Below are 15,584 nucleotides of genomic sequence, written 5' to 3' on the forward strand. Positions count from 1 at the left end.
GCTACGGGCAGAACGATGCAGGATCTACAACAGTATGGAGCGTGGCGGGCCAGCGTTGCCGCCAGCCTCGAAGGCTACGGCCAAGCCCTGCGCGAAGCCGGCCTGATCGACGCCGCCGGCGAGCAGGTGCTGGCGCGCGCGCTCGGACGCTTGCGCGACGACCGGCTCTCGGTCGCCTTCGTGGCCGAGTTCTCGCGCGGAAAAACCGAGCTGATCAACGCGCTGTTCTTTGCCGACTATGGCCAGCGCATCCTGCCGTCCAGCGCCGGCCGCACCACCATGTGCCCGACCGAACTGCTGTGGGATGCCCAGTTGCCACCCTGCATCCGCCTGCTGCCGATCGATACCCGCGCCGGCCAGCTGTCCACGGGCGACTACCGCGACGATCCCGGCGCCTGGACCGTGCTGCCGCTCGACCTGGACGATCCGGGCGCGATGCACGAGACGCTGCGCCAGGTCAGCCAGACCCGCCATGTGGCGACGGACGAGGCCGAGCGCTACGGCCTGTTCGACCCGGAAGATCCCGACCTGGCCGCCAGCGCCGATGCGGACGGCCGTATCGAAATCCCGCGCTGGCGCCACGCCATCATCAACCTGCCGCACCCGCTGCTCAAGCAGGGCCTGGTGATTCTCGACACCCCGGGCCTGAACGCGATCGGCACCGAGCCGGAACTGACGCTGAACCTGATCCCGAACGCGCACGCGGTGCTGTTCGTGCTGGCCGCCGACACCGGCGTGACGCGCAGCGACATCGAGGTCTGGCGCACCCATATCGGCGCCGGGCCGGGCCGGCTGGCGGTGCTGAACAAGATCGACGCCATGTGGGACGAGCTCAAAAGCCCGGTCGCCGTGCAAACCGAGATCGCGCGCCAGCAGCACGACGTTGCGCGCCTGCTCGGGCTGGACGCCGGCCAGGTCTATCCGGTCTCGGCCCACAAGGCGCTGGTCGGACGCATCGGCGGCGACATCGACCTGTTCGAGCGCAGCCGCCTGGGCGCGCTCGAATCGGCCCTGTTCCACCAGTTGATCCCGGCGCGGCGCGCGATCAACACGCGCCAGCTGCGCGCCGACCTCGAGATCCTGGCGGCAGGCCAGCAGGTGCTGGTGGCGACGCGCCTGCGCGAGCTGGTCGAGCAGTTGCAGGAGCTGCGCAGCCTGCGCGGCAAGAACCAGGGCATGATCGCCCACATGGTGCGCCGGGTGGAGGCCGAGAAGAAGGAATTCGACGCCGGCCTGTTCAAGCTGCAGGGCACGCGCGCCGTGTTCACGCGCCTGTCGACCGAGCTGTACACCCTGGTCGGCATGGACGGCCTGCAGGACCGGACCGAAACGGTGCGCGCCGCGATGTCGGCGGCGCGCTTCGCCACCGGCATGCGCGCGCCGGTGCGCAACTACTTCGCCGGCGCGCGCGCCGGCCTGCTCGACGCCTGCGCCAAGGTCGACGAGATCAAGTCCATGATGGATGCCATGCACCGCCGCTTCGCGGCCGAACACGGCCTGTCGCTGGCGCTGCCGCAAGCTTTATCATTGACGCGCCACGTCGACGAGATCGACGCCATCGAAACGCTGTTCGAGCGCCAGTTCGGCACCGCGACCCTGTTGATGACCAGCCGCGCGACCTTGCTCGAACGCTTCTTCGATTCGATCGCCTCGCGCGTGCGGCGCGTCTACCGCGCCGCCAACGCCGACGTCGAAGCCTGGCTGAAGGTCGCCAATGCGCCGCTGGAAACGCAGATCCGCCAGCACCGCGACAACCTGCGCCAGCGCCAGGCCACGGTCCAGCGCATCCACGACGCCAGCGACAGCCTGGAACAGAAGATCGGCGCCTTCGAGCACGGCCAGGCCGAACTCGAATCCACGCGCCAGCGCCTGGCCGCCATCGCGGCCGGCGTCACCACCCAACTTGCGGCCCAGAGCCACTTACCCGATATCGCATGAAACGCCTCACCGAGTTCGACCAGCTAGCCGATCCGACCTTCTCGAAGGCCGTGATCGACTGGCAGCGCAGCCATGGCCGTCACACCCTGCCCTGGCAAAACACCACCGACGCCTACCGCGTCTGGCTGTCCGAGATCATGCTGCAGCAGACGCAAGTCGCCGCGGTACTGGGCTATTACGCCCGCTTCCTGGAACGCTTCCCGACCGTCCACGCGCTGGCCGAGGCGCCATCGGAAGACGTGATGGCCCACTGGAGCGGCCTCGGTTACTACACCCGCGCGCGCAACCTGCACGCCGCTGCCCGCCGCGTGGTGCAGGACTACGACGGCGTGTTCCCGAGCGACCCGGCGCTGCTGGCCGACCTGCCCGGCATCGGCCGCTCGACGGCGGCGGCGATCGCCGCGTTCTCCAGCGGCGTACGCGCCGCCATCCTGGACGGCAACGTCAAGCGCGTGTTCGCGCGTGTGTTCGGCATCGACGCCTATCCTGGCCTGAAACCCATCGAGGATGCGCTGTGGCGGCGCGCCGACGCCCTGCTGCCCGAGGTGGCCGGCAATCCCGGCGCCATCGAGGCCTATACCCAGGGCCTGATGGATCTGGGCGCCACCCTGTGCACCCGCTCGCGTCCCGACTGCGGCCGCTGCCCGCTGCAGGCGCGCTGCGTCGCCTTCGCCACCGGCCGCACGGCCGAACTGCCGGTGCGCAAGCCGAAGAAGGCGACGCCGGAAAAACGCACCGCGCTGCTGGTGGTCATCGACCGTGGAGAGGTGCTGCTGGAACAGCGTCCGCAAACCGGGATCTGGGGCGGCCTGCTGTCGCTGCCGGAAGTGGGCGGGCATGTGCCGATGGATGACGATGAGCCGCCGGTCTGTACCTCGGACGTCGCCGCTGCGGCCGGGCCATTCGGCACGATCGACGAAGTGCGGCCACTGAGCCCGCTGGTGCATGTGTTTACTCACTACAAGCTGCACATCGCGCCGTTCGCGGTGACGCTGGCGACGCGCGCGGCCCTGCCGCCAGGCCACGTCTGGTGGAAACTCGATACGATCGGCGAGGCGCCGCTGCCGGCGCCAGTCAAGAAGCTGTTGCTGGATCTGGCAAGGCCAAGCTTGTTCGGATGATTCGTTTTCATTTTTTTTCGATTTTCACGGGCCGTGAAAATCAAAAATTATTGAAACGGTCGGCGAACCTCAGCCAAAAGCGAGAACGAAGTCCTCGCGCGAACGCCGTACCTTCTTGAGCTTCACCAGCCAGTCGCCATCCGCGTCGCGGTGGCCCAGCGCCAGCATGCTGACGCTGCGCAGGCCCATGGCCTCGAGTCCCAGCACCAGGTCCACGCCGGCCGGATCGAAGCCTTCCATCGGCGTCGCATCCACCCCTTCCATGGCGGCGGCCACGATGCCGGTGCCCAGGCCGATATAGGCCTGGCGTGCGGCGAATTCGAAATTGGCTTGCCTGCCTTGCGTTGCGTGCTTGTCTTGCAACACCTTGCGGTAAGCCTCCCAGCCCTCGTTGACGAAGCAGCGTTCAGTGTTCACCAGGTCGAACATCTTGTCGATGCGGGTCGGCGTCATGTCGTCCCAGGCGGCGAACACCAGCAGGTGCGAGCAGTCGACGATCTGCTGCTGGTCGTTGGCGACCGGCTTGATGCGCGCGCGCAGCGCGGGATCGCTCACCACGATCAGGTCATACGGCTGCAGGCCGCTGGAGGTCGGCGCCAGGCGGATCGCCTCGACGATGCGGTCGACCTGTTCCTGGGCCGCCGGCCGCGCCGGATCGAATTTCTTGGTGGCGTAGCGCCATTCCAGGCGCGAGAGCAGTTGGTTCATCTTCCGGTTTCCTTGAGTAGTAGTTGGTTCAGGCGATGGTGTCGACCGTTCCACCGTCGACGCGCAGCGCGGCGCCGGTCGTGGCCGAGGCCTGTTGTGAGCAGACGTAGACGACCATGTTCGCCACCTCGTCGGGCGTGGCCACGCGCTGCAGGATGGACGAGCTGCGGTGCTCCCGCACGAACGCGTTCGCCGCCGCCAGCGCGCTGGCATGGTCGCCACCCGGCGCCACCATCTGCTGCACGCCTTCCGACAGGGTCGGCCCCGGCAGCACCGCATTGACCGTGATGCCGGTGCCGGCCAGGCTCTTGGCCAGGCCGCGCGAGATGGCCAGGTTGCTGGTCTTGGTGAAGCCGTAGTGGATCATGTCGGCCGGGATGTTCAGCGCCGACTCGGACGAGATGAACACGATGCGGCCCCAGTCCTTCTCTTGCATGCCGGGCAGGTAGGCGCGGCTGGCGCGCACGCCGGACATGACGTTGATCTCGAAGAAACGGGTCCACTCTTCGTCCGGGATCTCGGCGAAGGGTTGCGGGTTGAAGATGCCGACGTTGTTGACGAGGATGTCGGCCTGCGGCTCGGCCGCCTTGAGCGCCGCCACGCCCTGGGCGGTGCCGAGATCGGCGGCGACGCCCCGCACCTGTGCCGCGGGGACAGCCGCGCGCAGCTGCGCCAGCGCCCGGTCGACCTGGTCCTGCTTGCGTCCGGTGAGCACCACGGACGCGCCGGTGCGCGCCAGTCCTTCGGCGATCGCGTAGCCGATGCCGCGGGTCGAACCGGTCACGATGGCGGTCTTGCCGGTCAAGTCGATATGCATGATGATTCCTCCTGTTCAGTAAGAGAAATCATCTTAGACCTCGTCCGACGGCCGAAACATCGGCCAAAGGACAAATCACCTTTCGAGATCCGGCGCTAATCGGTGCCGGTTTGCCCCCTACGCTGCCAGCGCCGCCGCCAGGTGATCCACCAGCGCCGCCACCCGCCGGCTGGGCGGGCTGGCCGGGTACACGGCGTACAGGTCGACCGGGCCCGCCGAAAAATCGTCCAGCACGGTCTCGAGCCGCCCGGCATCGAGGTCGCGCTGCACGTCCCAGCCGTTCTTGAAGGTGACACCCATGCCGTCGAGCGCCCAGTCGCGCAACACCTCGCCGTCGCTGGACTGGCGGTCCCCGCTCACCTTGACGTTGAACGGTTTTCCCCCGGCCTGGAAATTCCAGGCGGCCAGCGGTGCATCGGGCCGCGCCAGCACCAGGCAGTTATGCCCGGCCAGCTGTTCGGGATGCGTCGGCCGGCCGGCGCGCTCCCAATAATCGGGGGCGGCGCACACCAGGCGGTCCCCGCGCACCAGCAGGCGCGCATGCAGTCCGGAATCCGGCAGCGGGCCGCTGCGCAAGGTCAGGTCGATGTTGTCGTGGATCAGGTCGACCGTGCTATCGCTGAGCAGCAGGGTCAGGCGCAGGCCGGGATGAAGCGCCTGGAAGGCGTCCAGCAAGGGGCGCAGCTGCTTGCGGCCGAAGTCGTTGGTGGCGCCGATGCGGATCGGCCCGGACAACGGCCCGTCTTCCTTCAGCGCGGCCAGCAGGCCATCCCATTCACCCACCAGGCGGCGCGCGTCCGCCACCAGTTGCTCGCCCTCATGCGTCAGGGCCAGGCGGCGCGTCGAGCGCTTGAGCAGGGCGATGCCGAATTCCTGCTCCAGCTGGTCGACCGCCAGGGTGACGGTGGAGATTGCGACGTTGCGCTGGCGCGCCACGCCCGAAAAGCTGCCGGTGGCCGAGACGTCGAGCAACAGGCGCAGCGCGTCGATCCGGTCCATGGCGGCCCCGGATCAGAAGTGATCGAGCGAGAAGATGCGCCGATGCTCGCGGATCGCGTAGCGGTCGGTCATGCCGGCGATGTAGTCGGCGATCTTGCGCGCCTGCTTCATCGGGTCGCCCTCGACCTGGTAGTCGTTCGGCAGCAGCACCGGGTCGTCGAGGAAGGCCTGGAACAGCTCGCGCACGATACGGCTCGCCTTCACCCGCATGCGGTTGACCTGGAAGTGGCGGTACAGGTTGGCGTACAAAAAGCGCTTGAGGGCCGTGGTCTCGGCCCGCATCTTGTCCGAGAAGCGGATCAGCGGCGGGCCCGCGCGCACGTCGTCGATGGTCTGCGGGTTCGCATCCAGGATGCGCTGGGCCGAGGTCTCGACCAGGTCGGCCGTCATCGCCGTGATCATCAGGCGGATCGTCTCGTACAGCGCGCGCCGTCCCGCCAGCCCGGGATACTGGAGCTCCACCTCGTGGCGAAGGCGCGCGAACAGCTCCACTTCTTCCATCTGCTTCATGGTCAGCAGGCCGGAGCGCAGGCCGTCGTCGATATCGTGGTTGTTGTACGCGATCTCGTCGGCCAGGTTGGTCAGCTGCGCTTCCAGGCTGGGCTGGCTGCGCTCGATGAAACGCTGGCCCAGGTCGCCCAGCTGGCGCGCATTGTTCAGCGAGCAGTGCTTGAGGATGCCCTCGCGCGTTTCGAACGTCAGGTTCAGGCCGTCGAAGGCGCCGTAGTGCTCTTCCAGATGGTCGACCACGCGCAGGCTTTGCAGATTGTGCTCGAAGCCGCCGAAATCCTTCATGCAGTCGTTGAGCACGTCCTGGCCCACGTGGCCGAAGGGCGTGTGGCCCAGGTCGTGCGCCAGCGCGGTGGCCTCGACCAGGTCTTCGTTCAGGCGCAGGCTGCGCGCCAGGGTACGGCCGATCTGCGCCACCTCGATGCTGTGGGTCAGCCGGGTGCGGAACAGGTCGCCCTCGTGGTTCAGGAATACCTGGGTTTTATATTCGAGCCGGCGGAAGGCGGTCGAGTGGATGATGCGGTCGCGGTCGCGCTGGTATTCGCTACGCGAACCGGGGCCCGGCTCGATGTGGCGCCGGCCGCGCGACTGCGACGAGTGCGCCGCGTAGGGAGCCAGGCTGGCGTCGAAGCTGCGCGTCGCGTTCATCGTGCGCCCCTCAGCCGCTGCACGCCGCCAGGGTCGAGCGCAGGATGTCCAGCGGGGCCGTGGTGATCGACGGGCTGCCGAGCGGCTTGAGCAGGATGAAACGAATCTCGCCGCCCTCGTTCTTCTTGTCGACTTCCATCAGCTCGATCCAGCGCGCCTCGCCAAGATCGGGCGCCACGGCCGGCAGGCCGGCGGCGCGCACCAGGGCGCGCACGCGCTCCACGGCGGCCGGTTCGATCAGGCCCAGGCGTGCCGACATATCGGCCGCCATCACCATGCCGCAGCCGACCGCCTCGCCGTGCAGCCACTCTCCGTAGCCCAGGCCATTCTCGATCGCGTGGCCGAAGGTATGGCCGAAGTTCAGCACCGCGCGCAGGCCGCCTTCGCGTTCGTCCTTGCGCACCACGTCGGACTTGATCTCGCACGAGCGCGCGATCGCATAGGCAAGCGCTTGCGGCTCGCGCGCAAGCAGGGCCTCGACGTTCGCCTCGATCCAGTCGAAGTAGGCCGCGTCGAGGATGGCGCCGTGCTTGATCACCTCGGCCAGGCCGGCCGACAGCTCGCGCGCCGGCAAGGTGTCGAGCGTTGCGGTGTCGGCGATGACGGCGCGCGGCTGGTAGAAGGCGCCGATCATGTTCTTGCCCAGCGGGTGGTTGATGCCGGTCTTGCCGCCGACCGAAGAATCGACCTGGGACAGCAGGGTGGTCGGGATCTGCACGAAGGGCACGCCGCGCATATAGCTCGCCGCGGCGAAGCCCGTCAGGTCGCCGATCACGCCGCCGCCCAGCGCCACCAGCGTGGTCTTGCGGTCGCATTTGTGTTGCAGCAGCGCGTCGTACACCAGGTTGAGCGACTGCCAGTTCTTGTGCTCTTCGCCGTCGGGCAGCACGATCTCGAGCACGTCGCGGCCCGCCGCGCGCAGGTGGCCGGCCACCTTGGCCAGGTAGAGCGGCGCGACGGTGGTGTTGGTGACGATGGCCACCTTGTTGCCGCCGATGTGGCGCGCCAGCAGCGCGGCGTCGTCCAGCAGGCCGGGGCCGATCGCGATCGGGTAGCTGCGTTCGCCGAGGTCGACGTTGAGGGTGATGTGGTCCTGTTCGTTCATCGATGTCCTTGCCAGCCGGCGCGCGCGCGCTGTTTCCTGCGCCGCCAGCTGATCCAATATGGTCTGTACCATCGATTGTACGTTAGGACGGCCGGTGTCGATGACGAGGTCCGCAATCTCGCGGTACAGCGGATCGCGCTGGGTCCACAGCTCTTCGAGTTTCGCGCGCGGGTCGGCCGTCTGCAGCAGCGGACGGTTCTTGTCGTGGGCGGTGCGCTGCAGGATGCTGCCGATCGAGGCGCGCAGGTAGATCACGGTGCCGCGCTCGGCCAGGAAGGCGCGATTCTGCGGGTTCAGCACTGCCCCGCCGCCGGTGGCCAGCACCAGGCCCTGCTGGCCGGTGAGGTCGCGGATCACGTCCGCTTCGCGCCGCCGGAAGCAGGCCTCGCCCTCGATCTCGAAGATCCAGGGGATGGTGGCGCCGGTGCGCGCCTCGATCTCGTGGTCGGAATCGACGAAGCGGCGATTGAGCTTGCGTGCAAGCAATCGACCGATCGTGGTCTTCCCCGCCCCCATCAGGCCAACAAGGAAGATATTGTCGTTCTTGGGATGTGGCACTACCAAACCCGCTCTGATAAAAAGACGGCCAGTATAGACTGGCCGCCTGTCAATCCGCCAATTTTATGGGCGGGAGCACGTGAACGCCAGCTTGAACGGGATCGAGGTGATCTTGCCGCGTGGCGTGGTGGCGCGCACGTTGAACGTGGCCGCACTGGAGGTCGTGCACGGCTTTTCGCCGGTCGCGGCCACGGTGATGGTGTGGCTCGACCCCACGGCGCCGGTGCCGCCGGTGACGAAGATGCTCGGCACGGTTTCGGGGATCACTTCCACACCGGTGGCATTGACCGCGCCGCTGACCGAGATCGTGGTGCCGGCCGGCAGCGGGTTGTCGTTCAGGTCGGTGAGCTTGAGCGTAAACACCTTCGATTCGTTGGCGTTGGCGCTGCCCAGGTCGATCGGCATGGTGGTCGCCGGACGCGTCGCGTTGTCCAGGTAGACGTTCGCCACGTCGGCGTCGCTGAAGGTGATCGTGGTCTTGGCGAACTGGGTGTTGGCGCCGTCGGTCGTGCTGGCGCAGATCGTGGCCACGCCGCGGCGGGTGGTGTCCGACGTGGCGCCGGGACCGGTGTTGCAAGGCGTGGCCGGGGTATTCGGGATCGCCACGCGCGGCGCCTGGGTGCGGAACGGCACCGAGCAGCCGCCGTTGACGGTGGTGCAGCCGCCCTTGTCCGCCGAACCGATGGCGCCCATATTGGTCTGGAACACGACCGGGGTGCCGTCGGCGACCGGGTTGCCGAAGGCGTCGGCCAGCAGCACATTGACGGTGGCCGCTGGCGTGACCGGACCGCTGTCGAAGGACCAGCCATCCACGTTACCCTGGGTCACGGAGAGCGAGAAGGCGCGCTGCACCGGCAGGCCGGTGGTCACGACGATCGAATCCGAGGTGGTGGAGATGTCGGCGCCATTGCCGCTGGCGGTGCCGGGCAGCACGGCGCGCACGCGGAACGAGGTCGGCACCGTGCCCGAGTTGACGGTGGTGATCACCTCGCCGTTCTGGTCGGTGCGGTCGGTGCTCTTGTTCAGGTTGACCAATCCCTCTGGCTCGATGAAGAACCGCACTTCCTTGTTGGCCAGCGGACGGTTGAACAGGTCGAACACGCGGAAGCGCAGGGTCGCGGTCTCGGTGCGGTTGATGCCGCCCTGGCCGCGGATCACGATCGACTTGTCGGTCGGCAGCGCCTCGACGAGTTGCACCGACGCGGCGCCCGGCTGGGCGATCACGAGCGAACCCGTGGCCGGGGTCGTGACGCCATCGGCGGTGACGGTGATGGTGTCGTTATTGCCGCAACCCTGGTCGCGGTAGACCGTCTCGGCGGTGCCGTTATTGGTGGCGACGACGGCCGCCAGCGTGGCCTTGCCGGCGGCGACGCAGGCCGACGTGAAGTTGACGTTCACCTGGCCGGTGTATTTGGCGCCGTTGGCCAGCAGGTCGACCGAGATCCTGCTCGAATCGTAGGCGTTGATGCTGGCCGGCTCCAGGCGCAGCGCGCTGAAGGTCAGCGCGGTGGCGTTGACCGAGTAGTTGGCGGTGCTGGTGACGGCGGTGCCGGCCACGGTGGCGCTGGCGGTGACGGTGCCGGCGCCGCCGGCCGCCAGGCTGGCCACGCGCATGGTGATGCTGGCGGTGCCGCTGGCATCGGTCAGGGCGGTGCCGGCGCCGGGCGCGAACACGGCCAGGTCGGCGGCGGTGGTGAAGGTGACCAGCGCATTCGGTACCGGCTGCTTGTTGGCGTCGAGCACCAGGGCGCGCACCGTCAGCGGGGTGGCGCCGGACAGCGCGGTGCTGGCCGCGCCCGTGGCGCTGACCAGGCTGACGCCGACCGTCGGCGCGGCCGGCACGGCCGGCGTGCCGCCGTTGCCGGTGCCGCCGCTGCCGCCCGGGGTGCCCGGGCTGCCGCCACCGCCGCCGCAGGCGGACAGGGTTGCGGCCAGGAGCAGCGCCAGGCTGCCGTACTTGATGTGCTGGTTGTTCATGTTGTTGTTATCGCTTGTTGTTGATGAGGGTTCAGCGCGTGCCCGCCACGTTCTCGTTCACGATCTTCGGGGTGATGAAGACCAGCAGCTCGGTCTTGCTGTGCTCGGTGCCGGTGGTCTTGAACAGATAGCCCAGCAGCGGGACGTCGCCCAGCAGCGGCACCTTGGTCACGTTGTTGCGCTCGGTCTGCTGGTAGATCCCGCCCAGCACCACCGTGCCGCCGTTCTCGACCATCACCTTGGTCTTGACGTGCTGGGTGTTGATCGCGAAGCCGGCGCGCGTCTCTTCACCCTTCGAATCCTTGTTGACGTCCACTTCCAGCACCACGTTGCCGTCCGGCGTGATCTGCGGCGTCACTTCCAGGCGCAGGTTGGCCTTCTTGAACGCGATCGAAGTGGCGCCGCTGCTGGTCGCCTGCTCGTAGGGCAGCTCGACGCCCTGCTCGATCACGGCGACCTGCTTGTCCTCGGTGACCACGCGCGGGCTGGAGATGATCTTGCCCTTGCCATCGGCTTCCAGCGCCGACAGCTCCAGGTTCAGGAAGCGGTTGGCGGCCGACGAGAACAGCGAGAACGCCAGCGTCGACGGGGCGATGCCGCCGATATTGGCCGCCGGCAGGTTGACCATGGTGGTGTTGTCGATACTGGTGCTGGCAGGGGTCTGGCCCGTCACCTGGCCGACGCCGGCCAGGTTGCCGCCGATGGCGACGCGCTCGTTGCCGCTGATCTGCCAGCCGGAGTCGCCGCCGCGCTGGGTGCGCAGGTCATTGAAGCCGAGCTTGGCGCCAAGGTTGCGCGAAAAACCGTCATTGGCCTCGACCAGGCGCGCCTCGATCAGCACCTGCTTGGAGGCGATGTCGGTCTTCTGGATCAGCTTGCGGATGTCCTCGATCTTGGAGGCGATGTCGGTCACGAACAGCTGGTTGGTGCGCGGATCGATGATCGCGCTGCCGCGCCGCGACAGCACGCGGTTACGGCCGCCGGCGTCGCTGCTGGCGGTGGCGCCGGCGGCGTCCAGGCCGAACACGTTGCGGAACGATTCCGCCTTCTGGTAATTGAGCTGGAAGATCTCGGAGCGCAGCGGCTCGAGTTCGGCGATCTGGGCGCGCTGCTCGAGTTCGAGCTTTTCCTTGGTCAGCAGTTCTTCCTTCGGAGCGATCCACACCACGTTGCCGTTCTTGCGCTGGTCCAGGCCCTTGGCGGTCAGGATCACGTCCAGCGCCTGGTCCCACGGCACGTCCTTCAGGCGCAGGGTCAGCGAGCCGGTGACCGAATCGCTGGCGATGATGTTCAGGCCCGAGATGTCGGCCACCGCCTGCAGCGCGGCGCGCACTTCGACGTCCTGGAATTCGAACGACAGCTTTTCGCCGCGATAGCCCTGCGGGTTGTCGCGCGAGCCCAGGCTGCTGCGATTCGGGTCACCTTCGACCTTGCGCACCTCGACCACGAGCTGGGAATCGCTCTGGAACACCGACTGCTCCCAGTTGCCTTGCGCCTCCACCGTCATGCGGACGTTGTCGCCCTGGGCCTGGGTCGAGACGCGGGTGACCGGCGTGCCGAAATCGGTCACGTCCAGGCGCCGCCGCAGCGATTCCGGCAGGCGCGCATTGAGGAAGTCGACGGTCACGCCGCTGGCGGTCTGGCGCACGTCGACCGCCACCTGGTTGGCGGGCAGGTCGACCACGACCCGGCCGGCGCCGTTGGCGCCGCGGCGGAAGTCGAGGTCGCGCAACTGGGGACGCGAGGCGGGAAGCGTGGCTGGCGCCGCTGCAACTGCCGGCATGCCGCTGGCATTGAGCGGGCGCGCCACGCCGCCCGAGCCTTCCACCGTCACGATCACCGACTTGCCGTCGATCGTGGTGGCGTAGTTCAGGGCGCGCGCCAGGTTCAGCACCAGGCGGGTACGCTCGCCGGCCTGCACCACGTTCAGGCTGCGCACGTCGCCCAGGTTCATCTCGTGCACCGTCTTGCCGGTGGCATTGGCGGTGGCGCCGAAGTCGAGCGCAATGCGGGAGGGATTGGTGATCGCGAAGCCGATCGGCGCACGCGCCGGGATCTCGCGCATGGTCACGTTGATGACCACGTTGCTGCCCTGCTGGTTGGCTGTGATCGATTCGATCGCGTTGCCCTGGGCCACGGCGGCGCCGGCGCACATCATGAGCATGAGTGCGGCCGCGGCGCGCGCCAGCCATGCCGGCGGTGCGAAGCGAATCTTGACGTTGAAGGTCATTTACTGCTCTCCTTATTTTGCCGCAGCGCGGTGCTGCAGCTCGATGTGGGCCATGCGTTCCACCCAGTCGCCAGTGGCGTCCTGCACCGATTCCCTGATGTCGATGGCGCCCTCGCTCACACGCGTGATGCGCCCATAGTTCTGTCCAATCCGCTGGCCGCTGCGCACCCGGTACAGCGAGCGCTCGACCTGCACCAGCGCATACGTCACGCCGCCCTTCTGCATCGTGCCGACCATCCGCATCATGTCGAGCGGGAAGGTCTCCAGCAATTCCTTCGGCCGTTCGAGGTCGGGCTGGTTGGCATTGCCGCTGGCCTGCGCCATGCGCGCCATCTCGCCTAGCAGCTTGCCCGGATCGAAGGGATCGGGCGCCTGGCGCGCATCGTAGCCATAGGGCTCGAAGGTCTTCGGCTCCGGCAGCGGCTTGACCTTCGGCACGGTCTGCTTTTCCACCTGTTTCATCCAGTCCCGGGTCTCGCCCACGCCGCCGTCGCCGCAGGCGGCCAAGAGGCCGCTCGCCAGCAACAACGCTGTCAGTCGTGCGCGCATCATTTCTTGCCCCCGGTCTTGGCCTTGGCCTTGGCGCTGTTCTTGTCCTTACCTTTGCCCTTGCCCTTCTTCTTCTCGGCCGCGCGTTCGGCGCGCTGGGCCGCCAGTTCTTCCTGGTCGAGGTAGCGGAAGGTCTTGGCCACCGCCTGCATCCCCAGGCTGCCGTCCTTGCCGACCTGCAGGGTCAGGTTGTTCAGGGTGACGATGCGCGGCAGGTTGGCCATGTCGGCGGCGAACGCGCCCATGTCGTGGTAACGGCCGTTCACCTTGATGTCGATCGGCAGCTCGGCGTAGTAGTCGCGCACTACTTCCTGGCCCGGCTTGAACAGCTCGAACTGCAGGCCGCGGCCGACGCCAGACTGGTTGATGTCGGACAGCAGCGAATACATTTCGGACTTGTTCGGCAACTGCTTCTCCAGGCGCACCACGTACTGGTCGACCTGGGCCTTCTGCGCCTTGAGCGCTTCCAGGTTGATCGCCTGCGCCATCTTGATCCTGTATTCCTCGCGCAGCTTTTGCTCGTCGAGCGCCCCGCGTTCCTGGGCCGCGAACTGGTCGCTCCAGTAAAAGTAGTAGCCCAGGCCGACGACCGCCAACAGCACGCCGGCAGCGCACAGCAGGCGCGGCGCCAGCGGCCACTGGCCGGGCGGACGGCCCTGCAGGTCCTGGAACTGCGCCGCCAGGCGGGCGCCGAGGTCTTTGATGTCGATGTTCATGACTTCTCCGCCTCACGCTTGGCCCCGGCCGGCTTGTCGCCATCCGCCGCCTCTTCGCCCTCGCTCAGGCGCGCGCGCTTGATCGACACGCCGAGCGTGAACTCGACCACATTGCGGCTGGTCTTGCCCTGGGTCAGGCTGATCGCGCGGACCTCGGTCAGGTCCGGGTTCTGCAGCCACGGCGAGCCGCTCGACAGGTTGCGCAGCAGCTCGGCCACCCGCTCCTGCGACTGGGCATTGCCGGTCAGGATCACGCGCTGGCCGTTCTGCTTGACCGATTTCAGGTGCACGCCTTCCGGCGTCTGGCGCACCAGTTCGTCGAGCAGGTGCACCGGCTGGTTGCGGTCGCCCTGCAAGTCTTCGACGGCCTGCTGGCGTGCCTGCAGGGCCGCGATTTCTTCCTTCAGGTTGGTGATCTCGCCGATCTTCTTGTCCAGCTCCGCGCTGGCCTTCTTCAGGACGTCGTTGCGCTGGTTCTGGACCGAGATCTGGCTGGCGTTATAGCCGCCGACCAGCATCACCACGATGGCGCCCAGCACGCCGCCCAGCGCCAGCAGGGCGACGAAGGCGGCCTGCTTCTGCTTGCGCTTGGCTTCGCGGTGGGGCAGCAGGTTAATCCGGATCATCAGCCGAACCTCCGCAGCGCCAGGCCGCAGGCGACCAGGTAGGCCGGGGCGTCCTGGCGCAGCTGGTGCTCGCGCACGCCGGAACCGAGCTGCATGCCTTCGAAGGGCGCCGCGAGCAGCGTCGGCAGGCGAGTGCGGGCGGCCACGATGTCGAGGATCCCGGGCAGCAGCGCGCAGCCGCCAGCCAGGTACAGAGCGTCGATCCGGGTGTACGGGGTCGAGGTGTAGAAAAACTGGATGGCGCGCGTGATTTCCAGCGCCGCGCTTTCCAGGAATGGCGCCAGGACGTCGGCGCGGTAGTTCTCGGGCAGGTCGCCCGCCTTCTTGCGCGTCTCGGCTTCCTCGAACGCCATGCCGTAGCTGCGCACGATGTCCTGGGTCAGCGCATTGCCGCCGAAGGGCTGCTCGCGCTCGTAGACCGCTTCGCCATTGAGCAGCACCGACACGTGGGTGGCGTGGGCGCCGATCTGGAACAGGGCCACGATCTGGTCCTGCCGCGGCAGGGCGGCGTGTTCGAGCGCGCTGCGCGCGGCGTACGATTCGATGTCCATCACGGTGGCGGTAAGGCCCGCCGCTTCGGCGATCGCGACCCGGTCCTCGACTTTTTCGCGGCGCGCGGCGGCCAGCATCACTTCCATGTCGTCCAGCGAATTCGGGGCCGCGCCGATCACGTCGAAGTCGAGGCTGACCTCATCGAGCGCGAACGGGATATACTGGCTGGCCTCGGACTCGACCTGCACTTCCAACTGGTCTTCCGACAAACCGGCCGGCAGGATGATCTTCTTGGTGATCACGGCGGCGGGCGGCATGCCGAGCGCCACGTGGCGGGCGCGGGTGCCGCTCTTCTTCCAGACCCGGCGCACCGCGTCGGCGACCTGGTCCATGTTTTCGATATTGCCATCCACCACGGCGCCGCGCGGCAGCGCTTCGGTGGCGTAGCGCTCCAGGCGCACGATACCCTTGCCGGCATCGGCCAGCTCGACCAGGCGGACGCCGGACGTGCTGATATCGAGCCCGACCATCGGCGGACTCGATTTACCAAACAAGGAACCCAGATTGATCACCAAATACACCCCTTGGCT

13 protein-coding genes are annotated in these 15,584 nt (G+C 67.7%); 2 read left to right on the forward strand and 11 right to left on the reverse strand.

Translation table 11 applies throughout. From position 1 onward, the window contains the following. Nucleotides 1–15: 15 nt before the first annotated feature. Nucleotides 16–1,938 carry a dynamin family protein gene (locus SOM28_RS23615; protein WP_320469635.1) on the forward strand — a complete coding sequence of 641 codons (1,923 nt, stop codon included), beginning with the start codon at nucleotides 16–18 and terminating at the stop codon, nucleotides 1,936–1,938. Further along, on the forward strand, nucleotides 1,935–3,059 hold the full coding sequence (gene mutY, locus SOM28_RS23620) for an A/G-specific adenine glycosylase (RefSeq protein WP_320469636.1): 1,125 nt from the start codon (nucleotides 1,935–1,937) through the stop codon (nucleotides 3,057–3,059). The genes SOM28_RS23615 and mutY overlap by 4 nt, the downstream gene beginning before the upstream one ends. 69 nt (nucleotides 3,060–3,128) lie before the next feature. Here the strand turns inward: mutY and SOM28_RS23625 are convergent, their stop codons facing one another. From SOM28_RS23625 to SOM28_RS23675, 11 genes are all read right to left on the reverse strand, one after another. Then, on the reverse strand, nucleotides 3,129–3,767 hold the full coding sequence (locus tag SOM28_RS23625) for an NAD(P)H-dependent oxidoreductase (protein ID WP_320469637.1): 639 nt from the start codon (nucleotides 3,765–3,767) through the stop codon (nucleotides 3,129–3,131). Between the two features lie 28 nt (nucleotides 3,768–3,795). After that, nucleotides 3,796–4,584 carry an SDR family NAD(P)-dependent oxidoreductase gene (locus tag SOM28_RS23630; protein ID WP_320469638.1) on the reverse strand — a complete coding sequence of 263 codons (789 nt, stop codon included), beginning with the start codon at nucleotides 4,582–4,584 and terminating at the stop codon, nucleotides 3,796–3,798. Between the two features lie 117 nt (nucleotides 4,585–4,701). Next, the gene (locus SOM28_RS23635; protein ID WP_320469639.1) at nucleotides 4,702–5,583 is read right to left on the reverse strand and encodes a LysR family transcriptional regulator; all 882 of its coding nucleotides are present in this window, start codon (nucleotides 5,581–5,583) and stop codon (nucleotides 4,702–4,704) included. 12 nt (nucleotides 5,584–5,595) lie between these two features. Next, on the reverse strand, nucleotides 5,596–6,741 hold the full coding sequence (locus tag SOM28_RS23640; protein WP_123068197.1) for a deoxyguanosinetriphosphate triphosphohydrolase: 1,146 nt from the start codon (nucleotides 6,739–6,741) through the stop codon (nucleotides 5,596–5,598). 10 nt (nucleotides 6,742–6,751) lie between these two features. Next, nucleotides 6,752–8,362 (reverse strand): bifunctional shikimate kinase/3-dehydroquinate synthase AroKB, encoded by a 1,611-nt coding sequence (gene aroKB, locus SOM28_RS23645; protein WP_414675209.1) that lies wholly within the window; start codon nucleotides 8,360–8,362, stop codon nucleotides 6,752–6,754. 105 nt (nucleotides 8,363–8,467) lie between these two features. After that, entirely contained in the window at nucleotides 8,468–10,381 is a 1,914-nt protein-coding gene (locus tag SOM28_RS23650; protein ID WP_320469641.1) for a hypothetical protein, read from the reverse strand. A gap of 31 nt (nucleotides 10,382–10,412) precedes the next feature. Next, nucleotides 10,413–12,611, reverse strand: a complete 2,199-nt coding sequence (locus SOM28_RS23655; RefSeq protein ID WP_320469642.1) for a type IV pilus secretin PilQ — start codon at nucleotides 12,609–12,611, stop codon at nucleotides 10,413–10,415. 12 nt (nucleotides 12,612–12,623) lie between these two features. Then, nucleotides 12,624–13,163, reverse strand: coding sequence for a pilus assembly protein PilP (locus SOM28_RS23660; RefSeq protein ID WP_320469643.1), 540 nt, complete (start codon nucleotides 13,161–13,163; stop codon nucleotides 12,624–12,626). Then, the gene (locus SOM28_RS23665; protein WP_320469644.1) at nucleotides 13,160–13,876 is read right to left on the reverse strand and encodes a type IV pilus inner membrane component PilO; all 717 of its coding nucleotides are present in this window, start codon (nucleotides 13,874–13,876) and stop codon (nucleotides 13,160–13,162) included. Before SOM28_RS23665 ends, SOM28_RS23660 begins: the two co-directional genes overlap by 4 nt. Further along, nucleotides 13,873–14,502: a PilN domain-containing protein gene (locus SOM28_RS23670; protein ID WP_320469645.1), complete on the reverse strand. Its 630-nt coding sequence runs from the start codon at nucleotides 14,500–14,502 to the stop codon at nucleotides 13,873–13,875. Before SOM28_RS23670 ends, SOM28_RS23665 begins: the two co-directional genes overlap by 4 nt. Beyond that, nucleotides 14,502–15,524: a pilus assembly protein PilM gene (locus tag SOM28_RS23675; protein ID WP_414675207.1), complete on the reverse strand. Its 1,023-nt coding sequence runs from the start codon at nucleotides 15,522–15,524 to the stop codon at nucleotides 14,502–14,504. The genes SOM28_RS23670 and SOM28_RS23675 overlap by 1 nt, the downstream gene beginning before the upstream one ends. Nucleotides 15,525–15,584 lie beyond the last annotated feature (60 nt).

This window comes from Massilia sp. CFBP9026 (assembly GCF_034045165.1).
In the GTDB taxonomy this organism is placed as follows: Bacteria; Pseudomonadota; Gammaproteobacteria; order Burkholderiales; family Burkholderiaceae_D; genus Telluria; species Telluria arenae.

Bases quoted from the DNA above. Each gene is read 5' to 3' on its own strand.
- SOM28_RS23625 (WP_320469637.1), bottom strand. From the start codon at position 3,767: ATGAACCAACTGCTCTCGCGCCTGGAATGGCGCTACGCCACCAAGAAA.
- SOM28_RS23615 (WP_320469635.1), top strand. From the start codon at position 16: ATGCAGGATCTACAACAGTATGGAGCGTGGCGGGCCAGCGTTGCCGCC.
- SOM28_RS23675 (WP_414675207.1), bottom strand. From the start codon at position 15,524: ATGGTCGGGCTCGATATCAGCACGTCCGGCGTCCGCCTGGTCGAGCTG.
- SOM28_RS23630 (WP_320469638.1), bottom strand. From the start codon at position 4,584: ATGCATATCGACTTGACCGGCAAGACCGCCATCGTGACCGGTTCGACC.
- SOM28_RS23650 (WP_320469641.1), bottom strand. From the start codon at position 10,381: ATGAACAACCAGCACATCAAGTACGGCAGCCTGGCGCTGCTCCTGGCC.
- SOM28_RS23635 (WP_320469639.1), bottom strand. From the start codon at position 5,583: ATGGACCGGATCGACGCGCTGCGCCTGTTGCTCGACGTCTCGGCCACC.
- SOM28_RS23665 (WP_320469644.1), bottom strand. From the start codon at position 13,876: ATGAACATCGACATCAAAGACCTCGGCGCCCGCCTGGCGGCGCAGTTC.
- SOM28_RS23640 (WP_123068197.1), bottom strand. From the start codon at position 6,741: ATGAACGCGACGCGCAGCTTCGACGCCAGCCTGGCTCCCTACGCGGCG.
- mutY (WP_320469636.1), top strand. From the start codon at position 1,935: ATGAAACGCCTCACCGAGTTCGACCAGCTAGCCGATCCGACCTTCTCG.
- SOM28_RS23655 (WP_320469642.1), bottom strand. From the start codon at position 12,611: ATGACCTTCAACGTCAAGATTCGCTTCGCACCGCCGGCATGGCTGGCG.
- aroKB (WP_414675209.1), bottom strand. From the start codon at position 8,362: ATGGGGGCGGGGAAGACCACGATCGGTCGATTGCTTGCACGCAAGCTC.
- SOM28_RS23670 (WP_320469645.1), bottom strand. From the start codon at position 14,502: ATGATCCGGATTAACCTGCTGCCCCACCGCGAAGCCAAGCGCAAGCAG.
- SOM28_RS23660 (WP_320469643.1), bottom strand. From the start codon at position 13,163: ATGATGCGCGCACGACTGACAGCGTTGTTGCTGGCGAGCGGCCTCTTG.